11 protein-coding genes are annotated in these 18589 nt (G+C 64.8%); 3 read left to right on the top strand and 8 right to left on the bottom strand.

Translation table 11 applies throughout. From position 1 onward, the window contains the following. Window positions 1-5: 5 nt before the first annotated feature. From DB459_RS14745 to DB459_RS14720, 6 genes are all read right to left on the bottom strand, one after another. Window positions 6-1319 (bottom strand): HlyD family type I secretion periplasmic adaptor subunit, encoded by a 1314-nt coding sequence (locus DB459_RS14745; protein WP_253706019.1) that lies wholly within the window; start codon window positions 1317-1319, stop codon window positions 6-8. Next, on the bottom strand, window positions 1304-3259 hold the full coding sequence (locus DB459_RS14740; RefSeq protein ID WP_253706018.1) for a type I secretion system permease/ATPase: 1956 nt from the start codon (window positions 3257-3259) through the stop codon (window positions 1304-1306). The genes DB459_RS14745 and DB459_RS14740 overlap by 16 nt, the downstream gene beginning before the upstream one ends. A gap of 80 nt (window positions 3260-3339) precedes the next feature. Continuing rightward, a complete protein-coding gene (locus tag DB459_RS14735) occupies window positions 3340-7680 on the bottom strand; it encodes an Ig-like domain-containing protein (protein ID WP_253706017.1) in 4341 nt (1446 codons plus the stop codon). A 600-nt stretch (window positions 7681-8280) separates the two neighbouring features. After that, window positions 8281-10809: an Ig-like domain-containing protein gene (locus DB459_RS14730; protein WP_253706016.1), complete on the bottom strand. Its 2529-nt coding sequence runs from the start codon at window positions 10807-10809 to the stop codon at window positions 8281-8283. Between the two features lie 554 nt (window positions 10810-11363). Further along, window positions 11364-12221 (bottom strand): right-handed parallel beta-helix repeat-containing protein, encoded by an 858-nt coding sequence (locus DB459_RS14725; RefSeq protein ID WP_253706015.1) that lies wholly within the window; start codon window positions 12219-12221, stop codon window positions 11364-11366. A gap of 8 nt (window positions 12222-12229) precedes the next feature. Next, the gene (locus DB459_RS14720) at window positions 12230-13273 is read right to left on the bottom strand and encodes a glycosyltransferase family 2 protein (RefSeq protein ID WP_253706014.1); all 1044 of its coding nucleotides are present in this window, start codon (window positions 13271-13273) and stop codon (window positions 12230-12232) included. On the opposite strand from DB459_RS14720, the gene DB459_RS14715 reads away from it, so the two are divergent. After that, window positions 13248-14243 carry an FkbM family methyltransferase gene (locus DB459_RS14715; RefSeq protein ID WP_253706013.1) on the top strand — a complete coding sequence of 332 codons (996 nt, stop codon included), beginning with the start codon at window positions 13248-13250 and terminating at the stop codon, window positions 14241-14243. The genes DB459_RS14720 and DB459_RS14715 overlap by 26 nt on opposite strands. Here the strand turns inward: DB459_RS14715 and DB459_RS14710 are convergent. Then, window positions 14206-15219 (bottom strand): O-antigen ligase, encoded by a 1014-nt coding sequence (locus DB459_RS14710; RefSeq protein ID WP_253706012.1) that lies wholly within the window; start codon window positions 15217-15219, stop codon window positions 14206-14208. The genes DB459_RS14715 and DB459_RS14710 overlap by 38 nt on opposite strands. A gap of 4 nt (window positions 15220-15223) precedes the next feature. Here DB459_RS14710 and DB459_RS14705 point away from each other — a divergent pair, with 4 nt between their 5' ends. After that, a complete protein-coding gene (locus tag DB459_RS14705; protein WP_253706011.1) occupies window positions 15224-15397 on the top strand; it encodes a hypothetical protein in 174 nt (57 codons plus the stop codon). A 103-nt stretch (window positions 15398-15500) separates the two neighbouring features. On the opposite strand, the gene DB459_RS14700 is transcribed toward DB459_RS14705, so the two are convergent. Further along, the gene (locus DB459_RS14700) at window positions 15501-16976 is read right to left on the bottom strand and encodes a bifunctional 2-polyprenyl-6-hydroxyphenol methylase/3-demethylubiquinol 3-O-methyltransferase UbiG (protein ID WP_253706010.1); all 1476 of its coding nucleotides are present in this window, start codon (window positions 16974-16976) and stop codon (window positions 15501-15503) included. 201 nt (window positions 16977-17177) lie between these two features. Here DB459_RS14700 and DB459_RS14695 point away from each other — a divergent pair, with 201 nt between their 5' ends. Then, entirely contained in the window at window positions 17178-18542 is a 1365-nt protein-coding gene (locus DB459_RS14695) for a glycosyltransferase family 4 protein (RefSeq protein WP_371926745.1), read from the top strand. Window positions 18543-18589: the final 47 nt, after the last annotated feature.

Genomic DNA, 18589 nt, shown 5'->3' with positions numbered 1-18589 from the left:
GCGCCTCAGCGCTCCTTGAAGGCGCGCTCCGCCTGGTCCCGCAACGGCTTGGTCAGATAGGACAGCGCGGTTCGCCCCGGCGTCTTGATGAAGACATCCACGGGCATGCCCGGGAGCAGCTTGGCCGAGCCCAACTTGGCAAGCTCGTCGGGCTTGAGCACCACGCGTACGGTATAATAGCTCGTTCCGGTTCTCTGGTCCTGGATCAGATCGGCCGAGACCACGCTGACATCACCTTCGATCTCTGGCGTCGTCTTCTGATTGAAGGCAGCGAACCGCATCGTCGCGGTCTGCCCGACAAACACCTGATCGATGTCGCGGGTCGCGATCTTGACCTCGACGGCCAGTGCGTCCGCGTCCGGAACGATCAGCATGATCTGCTCGCCGGGAGAAATGACGCCGCCGACGGTGTGGACCGAGAGCTCGTGGACCCGGCCGGATTGCGGCGCCCGGATATCGATGCGATTGAGCTGGTCGACCGCCGCCGTCTTGCGCTCGGTCATTTCGGACAGCTTCGAGCGCGTCTCGATCAGGTCCTTGCCGACTTCCGACCGCAGGTCCTGATCGACCTGGATGATCTGCAACTCGATTTCTGCGATCTTGCCCTTGGCCTGGGCGACCATTCCGGCCAGTTGACTACGCTCGCCCTCGAGCCGGGCGGCGTCGCGCTCCAGGGCCGTCAAGCGCGTGATCGGAACAAGGTTCTTCTGCCAGAGGGTGCGAACGCCATCGAGCTCCTGATGAATGAGATCGACTTCCTTCTGCTTGGCCTCCGCCTGGCCGAGGTATCCCTTGATCTCGTCCTGAAGCTGCGTGCTTCGCTCCTTGAGCTGCGCCCGCTGCCCGCTCCGGGCCTCCCGGCGCAGGTCGAACAGTGTCCGCTCGGCGGCGATCGCGCGTCCCGCTTCCGAATTGGCGTCCTTTGTCCGCTCGATCAGCGCTTTCGGAAACACGATCTGGTCGGCAGCGTCACGCTCGGCCTCGAGGCGGGCCTGGCGGGCGAGAAGTTCGTCGAGGCTCTTGGTGACGATCGTCGCGTTCGCCAGGGTCTGGGTCTCGTCAAGGCGGATCAGGATGTCGCCGGCATTGACCCGGTCGCCGTCCCTGACGCGGAGCTCGCCGACGATGCCGCCGGTCGCGTGCTGCACCTTCTTGACGCTCGAATCCACCACAACGACCCCTTGGCCGATCACCGCACCCGACAATTGCGTCGTTGCGGCCCAGCCGCCGATGCCGAACGTCACGCAGCCGACCATGATCATGCCGACGATCATGTAGCGCTGGATCGAATGCAGCGCCGATGTCATCTCGCGGTCCATCGTCCGCCTCCCTGGTTCTCCGCCACGACCTTGAGCGGCACGGGGGGCCGCAGCACTTTCCGCAGCACTTCCTCCTTCGGCCCGAACGACTTGACCCTGCCCTCGCCGATGACGAGAACCTGGTCGACGGCATCGAGCGCCTTGGGACGATGCGCGATCACGACGGCGATGCCGCCACGACGGCGAGCGCTCTGGATCGCCTCGGTGAGCGCCTCCTCGCCATCGGCATCCAGATTCGACGACGGCTCATCGAGGACGACGAGGAACGGATTGCCGTAGAAGGCGCGGGCCAATCCGATCCGCTGCCGCTGTCCGGCGGACAGCGCCATGCCCCCCTCGCCGACACTCGTGGCATATCCATCCGGCAGCGACAGGATCAGGTCATGCGCCCCGGCCGCTTTGGCAGCTTCCAGCACCGCGCCCGGCGTCGCCTGCTCATCGAAGCGCGCGATATTGACGGCGATGCTGCCCTCGAACAGTTCGACGTCCTGCGGCAGGTAGCCGATATGCTTGCCCATCGCCTCCGCCGACCACTGATCCAGCGCCGCGTTGTCGAGCTTGATCCTGCCGCGAAGTCGCGGCCACACCCCGACCAGCGCCCGTGCCAACGCCGACTTGCCGGATCCGCTCGGACCGATGATTCCGACGGCCTGGCCGCTGCGCAACTCGAATGAAACGTCCGTCAGGATCTGCTTCTCGGAGTCCGGCGCCGCGACATGGAGCTGCTCGACCACGAGCGCCTGGCTTGGGGCCGGCAGCGCCAACGGCTCCTCTTCCTCCGGCAGGAGTTTGAGAAGCTGGTCCAGCCGGTCGCCGGACTGCCGTGCCGCGACGAAGCCCTTCCAGTTGGCGATGGCGATCTCGACCGGCGACAACGCCCGCGCCGTCAGGATCGAGCCGGCGATGATGATGCCTGCCGTCGATTCCTGGTTGATGACGAGATAGGCGCCGACCGCAAGTACCAGAGACTGCAGGATCGAACGAAATACTTTGGAGATCCCGCCGAGTCCACTGGCGACGTCGCTCGCCCGTTCATGGGCGGCGAGATACTTGCTGTTGACGTCCTGCCAGCGCTGCGCAGCTTGTCGCCGCATGCCCATGGCCTGCAGCACTTCGGCATTACGCCGCCCCTCGGCGGCCAGTGCGCTGCGCGATACCGCAAGACGCGAAAACGCCTTCGCCGGCCCTCTCGTGCGCATCTCGGTCAGCACCGTGATGCCGACCAGCACCAACGCGCCGGTCAGCGCGGTGACCCCGATCCAGAAATGGAACAGGAAGCAGATGCCGAGATAGATCGGCATCCACGGCAGATCGAACAGCGCCGACGGCCCGCCGCCGGACAGGAAGCTGCGGACCTGGTCGAGGTCGCGCAAGGGCTGCAATCCGTCGCCGTCGCTGCGGGTCTTCAGCGGCAGCCGCACGACGGCGTCGAACACCCGGAGCCCCAGCCGTTCGTCGAAATGACGGCCGATACGCACGCTGATCCGGCTGCGGACGAGGTCGAGGCCCCCCTGGAACAGATACAGCACCGTCGCCAGGACCAGCAGGCCGATAAGGGTCGGCACGCTTCGGCTAGGCAGCACCCGGTCATAGACCTGGAGCATGAAGAACGAGCCGGTGAGCATCAACAGATTGCCCAGGCCGCTGAACGCCGCGAGCCCCCAGAAGATCCGGCGGCACGACGCCAGGAAGCCGGCGACCTCGGATCGTAGCCCGTCATAGTCGTCCGCCGGTCGCGTTCGGCCGGAGAACAGTCGTCGCCGCACGGTCTCGATCGACCGCTCCACCCCCGCGGTCAGCTCGACGATGCGCGACAGCGATCGCACACGCTCGGCGACGAGACCAGGCGCCGCATTGAACACCGAAGAATGCGAGACCTGAGTGTTGTCGGCAGTGGCGGGCGGTGGGGACTCCTCCCCCCGCCGTTCGAAGTCAGTCATGGCGCTTCCCCTGAACCATTTTTCGTCGGAATGATCTCTCACGCGGATTGGCGACTATTCGCATCAGCGGACAAATCCGCTCACACGAAATGGAAGTCGTGCTGGTTGAGCGAGGCGAGGTTTGTGTTCTTGAGCGTCAACGTATCGCTCCCCGTCGCAATGACGATGTCATGCCCGACCTGGGAGGCGTGGGAAAGCACGCTCGCGAAGCTGTCGAACACGGTCGCGCTGAACTGGATCGTGTCGTGACCTCCACCGCCGGCAGCAAAGTCCTTGATGACGTCGTGGCCGAAATTTGCGGAAAACACGAACGTATCTGCCCCGGCCCTACCGAGGAATAAGTCGTTGCCCGCTGTGCTCGTCAGCGTGTCGCCGCGGGTCGAGCCGAGGATCGCCTCGCCCGAGCTCGTGGCGATCGTCTGGCCGGCGCTGTTCACCTCCTGGGCGGTGAAGATGTGCACAACGTTCGACAAGGGGCCGGTCGCGAAGCTCCAGGCGCCGTTGGCCGCCGCCTGGACCGATCCCAGCGAGGTGCTGCCTTCGTACACCGTGATCTGGCTGTAGGCGTCGGCGGTGCCCTTGATGGTGGCGATATGGCCGGAATTCTCGGACAGATTCGTGAACTCGATCGGTGCGATCACGGCAACCGCCTGGGTCGCCGACGCGGGGCCGATATTGCCGGCGATGTCGGTGTCGGTCGACGTGAAGCTGTGCTGGCCGCTGGCCAGATGGCCGGTGTCGAAATTCCAGGCGCCGGTGCCGTTGGCGGTGGCCGATCCGATCTGGGTCGTGCCGTCGAACACCTTCACGGTGCTGTTGGCTTCGGCCGCTCCCTTGAGGATCAGGTCGGTGAGCGTCGTCGTGCCGCCGACGGCGCTGCCGTCCTGCGCATAGACCGCCATGGTCGGCGCGACCGGCGGGTGGGTGTCGATGGTGACCGACAAGGCAGCCGATGCGGCGCTGGTGTGGCCCGACGAATCGGTGTCGGTCGCCGTCAGGCTGTGGCTGCCGTCGCCGAGCGTCGGCGTCGTCAGCGTCCATTGGCCGCTGCCATTGGCTGTCGTGGTCCCGACCTGAGTGGTGCCGTCGAACACCTTGACGGTGCTGTTGGCGACCGCCGTTCCGGCCAGGGTCGGCGTATTGTCGTTGGTGATGTGGTCTCCCAGGACGCCGCTGTCCGTCGAGAACGAGGCGATCACGGGCGGCGGCGTCGTGACATTGATCACCAGATCGAGCGGCGCCGAGAGGGTGCTGACGTTGCCGGCGACGTCGGTCGCCGTCGCGCTCAGGGCATGGGCCCCATCGGCCAATGCGGTCGTGGTCAGGCTCCAGGCACCGCTCGCGCTGGTCGTCGCCGTGCCGACGGCGGTCGTGCCGTCATAGACCTTGATGCTGCTGTTCGCCTCGGCGGTCCCCGCCAGCGCGACGTGATCGGTGTTGACGATGGTGTCGCTGACCAGAACCGGTGCGGTCGGCGCTATCGTGTCGACGGTCACGCTCAGCACCGCGGACGCTCCGCTGGTCAGGCCGGCGGCATTCGTCGCCGTCGCCGTCAGGATGTGCGTGGCGTCGTTCAGCACCGCCGTGACGAGCGACCAGGCGCCGATCGCATTGGCCAGGGTGGCGCCGATCTGGGTGGTGCCGTCGTACACCTTCACGGTGCTGTTGGCGGCCGCGGTCCCCGTCAGCGTCACCTTATTGGCGTCGGTGATGCCGTCGCCGACAACACCGGTATCGGGCGACCAGGCTTCGATGGCAGGCGCAGGTGGAACGTCGTTGGCCGGGCTGTTCAGCGTGGCGATCAACGCCGTGCCATCGTTGACGTTGCCGGTGTAGACCGGCGACGTCTGGTTGAAGTCGGTGTAGCCCCACAGCCCGCTGGCCATGTGGTTGTTGGTGAACGACACGCCCGTGATCGGACCGCCGCTGAACTGGGCGTCCGCATAGACGGTGTAGCCGCCGCCCGCGAGCAGGTTGTTGTCGACGCTGATATTGGAGATCGGCCCAAAATAATTGTCGATCATGATCGCCGCGGTCTGGTCGTACGAATTGATCACCGTGTTGTGGCTGATCGTGACGTTGGAGACGCCGCCGTCGATCTCGATGCCGTCATAATGCGGCTCTCCCGATGCCTTCAGATCGTGGATGTAGTTGTCCTTGATCAGCGACGGGCCAGTGACGCTGATGCCGTCTTCAACGTTATAGATATTGTTGCCGATGAAGGTGCCCTGGCCGCTGATGCCCTCGCAGCCATCATTGCCGCTGCCGACACCGTTGATCTCGCAGTTCTGGACCACAGCTCCGGTCACCCCGTCGGCGATCTGCACCACAACGAAGTTCGCCGAGGTGACCTTGCAGTCGATCAGCGTAACATTCGGCGCATTGATATACACGCTGCCCTGGATGTTCAGTCCGGAGACGACCGCCCCGGCCTGGGTGATGATGAGGTCGCCGGACGGCGTCAGAGTGACACCCGAGGGCACACCCGTATTTGACAGATCCGGCCATCCGCCACCCGTCGAGGCCGCGACCGTGACCGCCTGGGTCGCCGACGCGGGACCGACATTGCCGGCGATGTCGGTGTCGGTCGACGTGAAGCTGTGCTGGCCGCTGGCCAGATGGCCGGTGTCGAAATTCCAGGCGCCGGTGCCGTTGGCGGTGGCCGATCCGATCTGGGTCGTGCCGTCGAACACCTTCACTGTGCTGTTGGCTTCGGCCGCTCCCTTGAGGATCAGGTCGGTGAGCGTCGTCGTGCCGCCGACGGCGCTGCCGTCCTGCGCATAGACCGCCATGGTCGGCGCGACCGGCGGGTGGGTGTCGATGGTGACCGACAAGGCGGCCGATGCGGCGCTGGTGTGGCCCGACGAATCGGTGTCGGTCGCCGTCAGGCTGTGGCTGCCGTCGCCGAGCGTCGGCGTCGTCAGCGTCCATTGGCCGCTGCCATTGGCTGTCGTGGTCCCGACCTGGGTGGTGCCGTCGAACACCTTGATCGTGCTGTTGGCGACCGCCGTTCCGGCCAGGGTCGGCGTGTTGTCGTTGGTGATGTGGTCTCCCAGGACGCCGCTGTCCGTCGAGAACGAGGCGATCACGGGCGGCGGCGTCGTGACATTGATCACCAGATCGAGCGGCGCCGAGAGGGTGCTGACGTTGCCGGCGACGTCGGTCGCCGTCGCGCTCAGGGCATGGGCCCCATCGGCCAATGCGGTCGTGGTCAGGCTCCAGGCACCGCTCGCGCTGGTCGTCGCCGTGCCGACGGCGGTCGTGCCGTCATAGACCTTGATGCTGCTGTTCGCCTCGGCGGTCCCCGCCAGCGCGACGTGATCGGTGTTGACGATGGTGTCGCTGACCAGAACCGGTGCGGTCGGCGCTATCGTGTCGACGGTCACGCTCAGCACCGCGGACGCTCCGCTGGTCAGGCCGGCGGCATTCGTCGCCGTCGCCGTCAGGATGTGCGTGGCGTCGTTCAGCACCGCCGTGACGAGCGACCAGGCGCCGATCGCATTGGCCAGGGTGGCGCCGATCTGAGTGGTGCCGTCGTACACCTTCACGGTGCTGTTGGCGGCCGCGGTCCCCGTCAGCGTCACCTTATTGGCGTCGGTGATGCCGTCACCGACAACACCGGTATCGGGCGACCAGGCTTCGATGGCAGGCGCCGGCGGAACGTCGTTGGCCGGGCTGTTCAGCGTGGCGATCAACGCCGTGCCATCGTTGATGTTGCCGGTGTAGACCGGCGACGTCTGGTTGAAGTCGGTGTAGCCCCACAGCCCGCTGGCCATGTGGTTGTTGGTGAACGACACGCCCGTGATCGGACCGCCGCTGAACTGGGCGTCCGCATAGACGGTGTAGCCGCCGCCCGCGAGCAGGTTGTTGTCGACGCTGATATTGGAGATCGGCCCAAAATAATTGTCGATCATGATCGCCGCGGTCTGGTCGTACGAATTGATCACCGTGTTGTGGCTGATCGTGACGTTGGAGACGCCGCCGTCGATCTGGATGCCGTCATAATGCGGCTCCCCCGATGCCTGCAGATCGTGGATGTAGTTGTCCTTGATCAGCGACGAGCCGGTGACGTTGATGCCATCCGTGACGTTATAGATGTTGTTGGCGATGAAGGTGCCCTGGCCGTTGATGCCGAGGGAGCCATCATTGCCGCTGCCGACACCGTTGATCTCGCAGTTCTGGACCACCGCTCCGGTCACCCCGTCGGCGATCTGCACCACGGCGAAGCTCGCCGAGGTGACCTTGCAGTCGATCAGCGTGACGTTCGGCGCATTGATATACACGCTGCCCTGGATGTTCAGTCCGGAGACGACCGCTCCGGCCTGGGTGATGATGAGGTCGCCGGACGGCGTCAGCGTCACACCCGAGGGCACACCCGTATTTGACAGATCCGGCCATCCACTAGTGGAAATTGTCGCCACGGCATTCCTCCTTCGGTTGGCAAGGAGCGGCGCGTTTTCCCGGACTCAACAATGCTCCCGAGCGAAGACGTCGATCTCACCGCGGAATTGATTGCTGTCTATAAGCGGCCAACTGTGAACGGATTTTCTGGGACGAGACCACGACGTGCATGGTCCTTTTTGCGCGACGTCCACCAAGTTGGATAAATTTAAACATACTCTCACTCCGGGCCTCGATGATGATCTAGCTCAAACATCGGCGAGTGATTTGCCTATTTTTCCGAATTCACCTCGGCCAACAAAAATACCGCAGCGCGACGGCAACGCCGCTTGCAACGAGATCATTCGCACTCGGCATCCCAAGCGGCACGACATCGCAAAGTCTCGACGTCGCGCAGGCGCCTCACTCACAACCCGCTACCGCCGCACGGATTGAGCAACATCGCCCGCGATCACTACACATGCTTCTATGTTCCGCAGCCGGGTACCGCGGCCGCCTCTCGCGCGGTGGGGGCAATCCCTCCGCCCGGCAATAACGACATCCGGATTTGCCACTCCTCATCGGGATGATCCTCCAAAACAGGTGACGGCTATGCATCGCCCTTCGACAGGCTACGCGGCTCACGCGAAGTGGAAGTCGTGGCCGTTGAGCGACCCCAAATTGGTGTTCTTCAGCATCAGCATATCGCTCCCCTTCGCGATGACGACGTCGTGCCCGACCTGCGAGGCGTGGGACAGCACGCTGGCAAAGCTGTCGAACACGCTGGTACCGAACTGGATCGTGTCGTGACCACGGCCCCCGGCAACGAAATCCTTGATGACGTCATGGCCGAAATTCGCGGCAAACACGAAGGTGTCGGGATGGCCGTTGCCGAAGAGGAAGTCGTCGCCTGAGGTGCTCGTCAGCGTGTCGCGGCGGGTCGAGCCCAGGATCGCCTCGCCCGAACTCTTGGCGATGGTGGTCCCGCTGCCGTCGACTTCCTGCGCGGTGAAGGTGTGCACCTTGTTCGACATGTAGCCGGTGGTGACGCTCCAGGTGCCGTCGGCCGCCGTCTGAACCGTGCCCAGCGCGGTACTGCCTTCGTACAGCTTGATCTGGCTGTAAGCGTCGGCGGTGCCCTTGATGGTCGCGATATGGCTCGCGTTCTCGGACAGATTCGTGAACTCGATCGGCGCAGTCACGGCCACCGCCTTGACCGCCGACGCGGCGCCGGCGTTGCCGGCGACGTCGGTATCGGTCGATGCGAAGCTGTGCTTGCCGCTGGCCAGATGACCAGTATCGAAGCTCCAGCCGCCGTGGCTGTTGACGGTCGCGGACCCGATCTGGGTCGTGCCGTCGAACACCTTCACGGTGCTGTTGACTTCCGCGGTCCCCTTCAGGACGAGGTCCGTCAGGTTCGTCACGCCGCCGACCGCCGAACCGGTCTGCGAGGAGACGGCCATCGTCGGCGCGGCGGGGGCATGGGTGTCGATGGTGACCGACAAGGCGGCCGACGCGGCGCTGGTGTGGCCCGAGGAATCGGTGTCGGTCGCTGTCAGGCTGTGACTGCCGTCGCCGAGCGCCGACGTCGTCACGCTCCACCGACCGCTGCTGTTCGCCGTCGCGGTCCCGACCTGCGTGTTGCCGTCGAACACCTTGACCGTGCTGCTGGCGACCGCCGTTCCGGTCAGGGTCGGCGTATTGTCGTTGGTGATGTGGTCGCCCAAAATGCCGCTGTCCGTCGAGAACGAGGCGATCGCCGGTGCCGCCAGCGACGTCGAGCCGGTGCTCGTCGTGGTGCTTGTGCCGATCACCGGATCGAGCGGCTTTGACATGACGCTGACATTGCCGGCGACGTCGGTCGCCGTGGCGGTGAGGGCGTGGGCGCCGGCGGACAAGACACTCGTCGTGACGCTCCATGCGCCGCTCGCGCTTGTCGTCCCGGTGCCGACCATGGTCGTGCCGTCATAGACCTTGATGGAGCTGTTGGCCTCGGCCGTTCCGTTCAGCACGACGTGGTTGGTGTTGACGATGGAATCGGTGGTCAGGACCGGTGCGGTCGGTGCCGCCGTGTCGACAGTCACGCTGAGCGCGGATGAGGCCGTGCTGGTCTGGCCGGTGGCGTTGGTCGCTGTCGCCGTCAGCACATGCTTGGCATCGGCCAGGACGGAAGTGATGTAGTTCCAGATCCCGGCCGAATCGGCGGTGGTTGCGCCGATCTGGGTCGAGCCATCATACAGCTGCACGGTGCTGCCCACGGCGGCGGTCCCCTTGAGCGCCAGCGTGTTGTCGCTGGTGATGCCGTCGCCGACGACGCCGGTGTCGGTCGAGAACGAGGCGATGATGGGCGCCGCCGGCGCGGTCGAGGTCGCGCTCGTCGTCGTCGAAACGTTGGTCGGCGTATTGAGCGCCGAGACCAGCATGGCCCCGTCGTTCACGTTGCCGGAATAGGTCGGCGATGCCTGGTTGAAGTCGGTCACCCCGAAGGCGCCGGTGACCATGTGGTTATTGGTGAAAGAAACTCCCGAAACCGAACCGCCGCTGAACCCCGCGTCCGTATAGGCGGTGTAGCCACCGCCCACGAGCAGGTTACCGTCGACGCTGATATTGGCGATCGGGCCCCAATAATTGTCGATCATGATCGCCGAGGTCTGGTCGTGCGAATTGATGACCGTGTTGTGGCTGATCGTCACGTTGGACACCCCGCCGTCGATCTGGATGCCGTCGTAATGCGGCGATCCCGACGCCTGCAGATCGTGGATATAATTGTCCTTGATGACGGACGCGCCGGTTACGTTGATCCCGTTTTCGACGTTGTAGATGTTGTTGCCGATGAAGGTGCCCTGACCGCTGATGCCGTTGGAGCCATCATTGCCGCTGCCGACTCCGTTGATCTCGCAGTTCTGGACGACCGCTCCGGTCACCCCCTGGGCGATCTGCACCACGCCGAAGCTCGCCGCCGTGATCTTGCAGTCGACCAGCGTGACGTTCGGCGCCGCGATATAGACCGTGCCCTGAATATTCAGTCCGGAGATGACCGCTCCGGCCTGGGTGATGATGAGATCGCCTGACGGCGTCAACGTGATGCCCGAGGACACCCCCGTATTTGTGGAATCCGGCATTCCCCCGTTAGAAGTCGTAGCCAAGTTGTTTCTCCCTTCGGTTGGCAACGATCCGCGCTTCGTCCCAGGCTCCATATCTTCCCCAAAGCATAGGAATAGGCGGCGCCGCTGCGTTGCGGTTCGGAGCAAGTCGACCGGCGGCGGCTTTTTTGGGACAAGACCGCGGCCCGGCCGAGGTCATTTCTTTGCGACGGCCGCCCAATTCACCTGATTGAAAACGATATCGCGGCGACGGCTGCCTGGTGGTGTCCCGACTAAGCCTCGGGCAGGGATTTGATTTTTTAAACGCCACGGCCGCGCAACGCTGTAAATGCCGCCGCTGTGGCAACCGCGCCACGTTCGGCAAAATTGTTCGCGGCGTCCGCGGCGCCAGCCACGGCACGACATCGAGCGACGCTGTTGCGCGGCGCGAGCAATCGGCGCATCGAACGGGAATTAAATGCGAACGCCGCCAGGAACTTAATTTGCGGAAGGACCATCGCCCTTCGCGGCAGGACCGCCGTGAGGACAGGCGCTTCGCATCAAAGAACCGCACCCAGGGTATTTATCGGCTCATTGGGCGAGCGCACGGCTATTTGCGCTCTCATTTAATGTGCGCCCGGTCACTGCGAGCCCAGGGGCCGGCCCGTCGCGTCGTCGACATTGCCGCGCCAGTCCGGCTGGTTTCTGACGAACGAACTGTAGCCCAAATGCCCCTTGCCCAGTCGATTATCGACGAACGCGACGCCCGAAATCGGGTCCTGCCTGAATTGACCGTCCGAATAGACCGTATAGCCGCCGCCGACCAGCCGATTGTTGTCGACCTGGATGTTGGCGATCGGACCGAAATAATTGTCGATCATCACCGCCGATGTCTGCCCGTACGAGTTGATGACGGTGTTATGGCTGATAACCACGTCGGAGACATCTCCGTCGATCTGGATGCCGTCATAGTGCGGTGCCCCGGATGCCCGCAGGTCGTGGATATAGTTGTCCTTGATTGCCGCGCTGCCATCCAGCGTGATGCCGTTTTCGACGTCGTGGATGTTGTTACGCAGAAATGAGCCGGCGCCGCGGATGCCGCTCGATCCATCATTGCCGGTGCCGACGCCGTCGATCTCGCAGTCCTGGATGATCACCCCGGACAGGCCCGGCATGATCCGGACGACGTCGTAACTCGCGCTGCGAATCCGCGAACTCTTCAACACGACGTCAGCGGCCTTGATGACGACAGATCCTTGAATGTCGAGATCGGCGATGATGCTTCCCGCCGCGGTCACGACCAGCGGACCGTGCGGCTTGAGCGCGGTCCCTGCCGGAACGCCGGTGTTGGCATCATCGGGCCAATGCGCGCTCGCAGGCGCACCACCATCCCGGCCGGCCGCCGCGGCGTCCTCGTCCAGGACCGGCGTCCGTCCCCATCCGAGCAGCGCCATGGCCGCTCCCAACAGCGGCGGCACCCACCATCGCGCCGTCCTCATCGGGCCCCTCAAGCCGCATTCCGATGCCAACTCGGCGGGCCTTTCTCGCCTCGAAGCCCAGCCACTGTGCCTTCGATGGCCGCAAGGCAGTTGCGCGGCGCGCGGTGCAGCAGAAATCGAAACGCCTGCAGGGTCGAAATGGCGACCAAGACGGGCAATGTCCAAGGATGATGCCGGCGAACGAAATGAATGGCGTTCCGATGCTGCAGATAGACGGCGAGCCGGGACAGCGCCGTGAGATGCCCGGCCGAGCCGGTCGTGGTCCCGCGCTGGTGAGCGACGATGGACGCGCTCGCATAGCCGAGGCCGAGCTTCTTCGCCCGCACGCCCCAGTCCAGGTCTTCGAAGAACAGGAAATAGCTCTCGTCCATCAGCCCGATCTGCTCGATGCAGCGTCTCGTCACGTACATCGAGGCGCCCGACGGACTGTCCATCGCCCGTTCGACCGCCGACAGATCGAACGGCGCGTCGATCTGGTCCGACAGTCCGATGGCGATCGCCCTTGCGCCCAGCTTGTGCCAGTGGAGCCCGCCGCGAAAGCGGACGACGTCGTCCCGTCCCGCTTCGAGAATCGTGCTGCCGACCATTCCCTTGCCGCCGACTTCCGCCCGGGCGACCAACGCAGCCAGCGCATCCGGCGCCGGCTCGGTGTCGGGATTGAGGATCCAGATGCCTTTCCAGCCGTTTCGATTGACGAGTTCGCGTAGCCAGGCGTTGATTCCCCCGGCATAGCCGAGATTGCCGGTCGCGCATCCGACCAGGACGTCCGAGGGCCTCGTCAGCAGCTTGAGCCGCCGCGTTGCCAGGAATGTCTCCGGCGCCGCGCTTGTCACGCCCACCCCGGCCACCCCTGCGCAACAACCGCCGATCGCCGTCAGCTGATGGATCAGCCGGTCATAGGCATCCGGCCCGCCGTTCTCACAGATGAAGATGTCGAAGGCGGGCGAGCCGCCGGCTTTCGACAACGCGGTGAGGCACCGGGCGATGTCGTCGGGATTATGGAATCCGACAATCAGAACCGCGACCTTGTCGTGGATCGTTGCGGCCGCCATCGCTGCTGCCCCGGGGTTGTCAGGCCGCGCCGAACAGATCAGACGCCGCGCCGATTATTTAATTCGACATTATTTGACCAGCCTGATATTAATTGCAACAGATATTAAATTCCCGCCTGGACACCGGCTGGGGCGGAGCCGTCTTCCCGGGGCCTGTCCGATGACGATTACCCTCGAATTCAAGCCCACGAGTGCGAAAGCGCTCGCGCGTTTTCTCTACGCCCGGATTCCCGGCGCGGCCCGCGTCCGGTTCGCCATCAAGGACCTCGCCACCCGCTATGTCTCGAAGCCGGAATTCGACGGCGTCGCCCGGCTGGCGCTCGGCGAGGGCCTGATCGTCGACGTCGGCGCCAACCGCGGCCAAAGCGTCGCCGCCTTCAGGCGGCTGCTGCCCCGATGCCCCGTCGTCGCCTTCGAGCCGGAGCCTCGATCGGCCGACCGGCTGGCATCACGCTTTGGCGCCGACAGGAATGTGACGATTCACATCTGCGCGCTGGGGCGACGGCCCGGGCAGCTGCGCTTCTTCGTTCCCCGCTACGGGAGATGGGATTGCGACGGCATGGCCGCCATGAGCCGGAACGAAGCGACCGAGTGGCTGCGCGATCGCGGCCGCATGTTTCGGTTCGACGAACGCAAGCTGACCGTCGAGGAATATCAGGTGCAGTGCCGGACGCTCGATTCGTTCGGCCTGTCGCCCCGACTACTCAAGCTGCATGCCCAGGGCGCCGAGCTCGACATCCTCAACGGCGCGACCGAGACCTTGCGCCGGTGCCGGCCGGCACTGATGTGCGCCTTTCCGACGCCAGAGCTGATCGAATTTCTCGACACCTTCGATTACAGCCCGCACGCACTCGAAGGCGGGAACTTCACTCCAGGCGTCGCCGGCAAAGGCACCACCTTCACCTGGTTCCTGCCCCGATCCGGCTTGAGAGCTAACGCGAAACCGCTCTTTCTCGCAGCGACGCCTTGATACCGATGCACAATCCCCAGAATATCCACATGTAGTTCCAGAAATGAACGGTGATGCCGCTGAAAACGAACAGCAGCAGGACAATGGCGAAGGCCAGATTCATCCGCTGATCGAACTCGTCGGCCGAAGGCGCCTTGCGCCTGCCGGCAGGCCAGATCGCCGCCATGTTCGCCAGAAACAGAAATGCGCTGGCGGGAATTCCGAACCGCAGCGCCTCGACCAGCCAAACGCAGTCGACAGTGGAATCCAGGATGTTTTCGTTGAAGAGCTGGAACGAATATCCGGTTAACGGACTCTGGCCAATCCGCTCAAGCGCCGCATCCCAGATCAGCATGCGATAGTACCCTGTCTCGGGATCCAATGTGAGGTGCGAGACCAGCCAGCCGATCGGATGCTCGGTAACCAGGAAGACCGCGCCGATCGCACCACCAAACAGGACCCAGAAAATCGTCCATCGCGCCGGCGTCTGCCGCATCTGGCGATCATAGACATAGGCGGCCACGCCGAGCACATAGGCCATGAGCGCCGCCGAAGATTGCGAGAGGACGCATCCCGCCAGGCAGATCACCGAGAACAACAGGCGACGCCCCGCGCTCCGCTCCCACAGCAACAGGATCGCATTGACGAGCGCGCAAAACACTCCGAACAGGATCGGGTGATCGAGCGTCGAGGTCGCACGAATGGTATTGCCGCGAAACACCGCCCCCAGCGGCGTGGTGCCGAAAATCGACGCCGCCGCCTCGTGAGCCAGCCAGCGGCCGGCGATATTTTCGGCGGCTGCGATCAGGATCATCGCGATCGTGAGAATCTTGAGAACGCGAATGAACGTATTGAGGGCCGGCGGCCGGAAGAAGAACGCTCTGCCGACGATGTAGCTGAACAGGAACTGCAGGCTCTCCGCAGCCGGCGACGCCAGCGATCCCATGCCTGCCGTGGCCGATGCGGCGACGAGCATCCACGCCGCGGCGAGCAGCACCGCCATGTCGCAGGCGACGAGGCGCCGCCCGCGGCGCGCCAGGATGACCACCCCGGGGATCACCAGCACCGTGACGGCGAGCCGGCCCGCGGTGAATTTTGCACCGGCGACCGAGACCTCGGCTTCCCAGGCCGGAATGACCAGACCGACCAGCGCCACCCAGCTGGCAAGCTGGTAGCGCGGCCCGGCTGGCGCCGCCGGCCTCCGGGACGCAGTGACCGCCGTCCAGCTTCGCGGGAGAGCCAGGCCGTCGACGCCGAAACCCGTTGTCCGAGCGTCGCTCACGTCAGCTGCTCCGGGCCGGCGACACGCTCGCGCGCATCACCTCGGCTTCTTGCGACGGCGATGATGTCCGAAGCAAGCGCGCGCCGCGCGATCGCTGGAATGATGCCGTCATAGGCCTCGACGCGCCGGTGCAGGACCTCGGCAGTTCGTTCCACGGCCAGACCGGCCTGCCTGCACCATTTCGCGATGGAGCCCGGGGAAGAGAAGTGGGCGCCCGCCGTCTCATAGCTGCGCGGCATTTCGAGCCGGCGGTCGCGGATCTGCCGCCAGATCGCCGGGAGATTGGACATGTTGGGGCTCTGGATAATCACCGTCGCCGCAGGCGACAGCAGGCCGCCAAACAGCGACAACACCTCGACGGGATCGTGCACGAGGTGCAGCACATTCAAGATCAGTACGCAGTCGAACCGCCGGCCATCCAGACTTGCCCCGGCAGACGAAAAGTCCGGGTCGATGATCTCGACGCCCGTTTCCGCAGCTGCCCGGCAGATGACGCTGTCGAGTGGAATGGCCGTGACCGCCAGTCCCGACGCCGCCAGCCGCGTTTCGCTCGCGCCCCGGCCGCAGCCTATGGAGAGCACGTTGCGGGCCGAGCGCGGGATCAGCGAGGTGACCTGCTCCATGACCGGCTCGTAGTAGTCCTTGGAATAGGCGCCGCGCCAAAGCCGCGTTTCGGTCGGAAACAGCGATCGTTGCCGGGAGGCGCCTGCCGCGATCTGCAGCAGGGCATCCGCCTGCCTGCCGAACTCCCTGGCCGTCAGCCCCATTTTCCCGACATAGCGGTTGGACATGTGGTGGACGGTGAATTCATCGAGGTGCGAAACCGGAATCAGCTTGGTCAGCCCGCACTGGGTATATGGATCGGTCGCCGCCGTGCACAGCAGATCGTATTTTCCCTCGTGCGGGGCGACGTCGAAGCCGCCGGATTTCAGCGCCTTGCGCAGTTGCTCGCGGGTGAGCACGTAGCAGGCCGCGTGCTCGTTGGTGAAATGCGCCAGCGTATAGTCGCCTCGCCGGCGGACAGAGGCTGGATCCCAGTGGAAATGACCATGGGCATCGGGATAGTTCCGCTCACCATCGTTTCCGAACTCGATCCGCAAGAAACCTGCGACCTCGTCCTCCGCGAGCTGCGCGGTCACCTCGCGCCAGGCACAAAGGCTTCGTTCGCTGATCAGAATGTCGTCTTCGGAATAGATGAAGAGGTCGTAGCGATCGCACCGGTCGGCGAACAACTTCTTGTGGGCGAAGGGCAGCGACCACGGATCCCTGGCGGGCAGGCCGACGCGGCATTCGATGCCGGGTGCAGGCGTCTTGTCGATGTTCGACAACACGACGATGTCGATATCGAAGGCCATCGCCCTGTATTCGCGGATGATCCGTTCGAGATAGCGGTCGTTCGACGAGCCGTAGCTCGCGATGGCGACCAATACCCGAGGCGCCGCCGCACCACCCTTCCTGGCCGTCATGCTCATCTGCGAAAGCGCCTTGTGCGATCCGGTTTGCCGTCTGCGATCCGGCTGCCACAGCCGGCCGGAAAACCCTCATTAAATCGCAATATAATCGAATTGCTCCGATTTTAAATCTCGATATGATGCGATTTATCAGAGTTGATTAATTATCGGTCCGCCCGGACCGGTTGTTGCCGGCCTGTCCTGAGATAGCGCGGTCAATGGATGGCTGGCCGGCGGCTTGTCGGGCCGGTCTTGGAGGACGCGGCAGGCATGAAGGTGCTCGTCTACCCGCATTCCATGGAAATGGGCGGATCGCAGCTCAACGCGGTGCAGGTGGCCGGGGCGATCCGCAGTCGCGGCCACGACGTCACCGTCGTCTCCGAGGCTGGTCCCCTGGTCGGACGGGTCAAGGCCATGGGGCTCGCGCACATCGAAGTTCCACAACACCGGGCGCGTCCCTCGCCGGCGGTGATCCGCATGCTCGGCGATCTCGTGCGCCATCACGCCGTGGACGTCGTGCACGGCCATGAATGGCCGCCCATCATCGAGGCCTTTCTTGGCGTCGACCTGCCGGGACGGGCGGCCGTCGTCGGCACCGTGATGTCGATGTCGGTAGCGCCGTTCCTGCCGCGGAGCGTGCCGCTGACCGTCGGCACGGAGATGATCCGGCAAGCGGCCGCAGCGGACGGGTATCGGCAAGTCGCGCTGCTCGAGCCGCCCGTCGACACGCGGGCCGACCATCCCTCGTTCGACGGCAGCGATTTCCGCATCTCGCACGGCATCGCACCCGACGAGGTTCTGCTCGCCATGATCTGCCGCCTGGTGCCTGATCTCAAGCTCGAGGGACTGCTGTCGGCTTGCGATGCAATTGGCGATCTCGCGCTCGCGGGCCTGCCCGTCCGGCTGGTCGTGATCGGCGACGGGCCGGCACGCGACCAGGTGGCGATGCAGGCGGCGAAGGTCAACGCGAGCGTCGGCCGGATGGTGGTTCTGCTCGCCGGCGAGATGGCCGACCCGCGCCCCGGCTATGCCGCCGCCGATATCATCGTTGGCCAGGGCGGCTCCGCATTGCGCGGCATGGCCTTCGGCAAGCCTCTGGTGGTGGTCGGCGAGAATGGTTTCAGCGAATTGCTGACACCGGACAGCGCGCCGATCTTTCTGCGTCAGGGCTGGTACGGGCTCGGCCCCGGTTCGCGCGGCGCCGGCGTGGCCGCGCTGCGGTCGGTTCTCGAACCGGTGGTCGCATCGGCTCCGCGGCGGCGTGCTCTCGGAATCTTCGGAAGACGGCTGGTCGAGCAGCGTTTCAGCCTGGACCACGCCGCGCGGACGATGGAAGAGACGTATCTGTCAGCGATCCGCAACCGCGCCTCGGCCGGACAGCGGCTGGTTGAGGCTGCCCGCTGCGGAGTGGGCGTCGCCCGCTACAAGCTGCAGCGGAAATATCGACGCTGGCTCGGTACGGCTTCGACCGACGATGGCAATGCCCGCGCCATGATCGCCGCCATCCTGTCGCCCGGGCACGGGGCAGCACCGGCGGCGCCGGCCGGCAGTCAAGATGCTGCGACCGGCATGCCGCGCCCGAATTGATCGACCAGGCTGCGCGCGACGCCGCTAGTGTGGCGTCTCGCAATTGC

It is taken from the genome of Bradyrhizobium sp. WD16 (genome assembly GCF_024181725.1).
Classification (GTDB): Bacteria; Pseudomonadota; Alphaproteobacteria; order Rhizobiales; family Xanthobacteraceae; genus Bradyrhizobium_A.
This window is presented reverse-complemented; position numbering and strand designations above follow the sequence as displayed.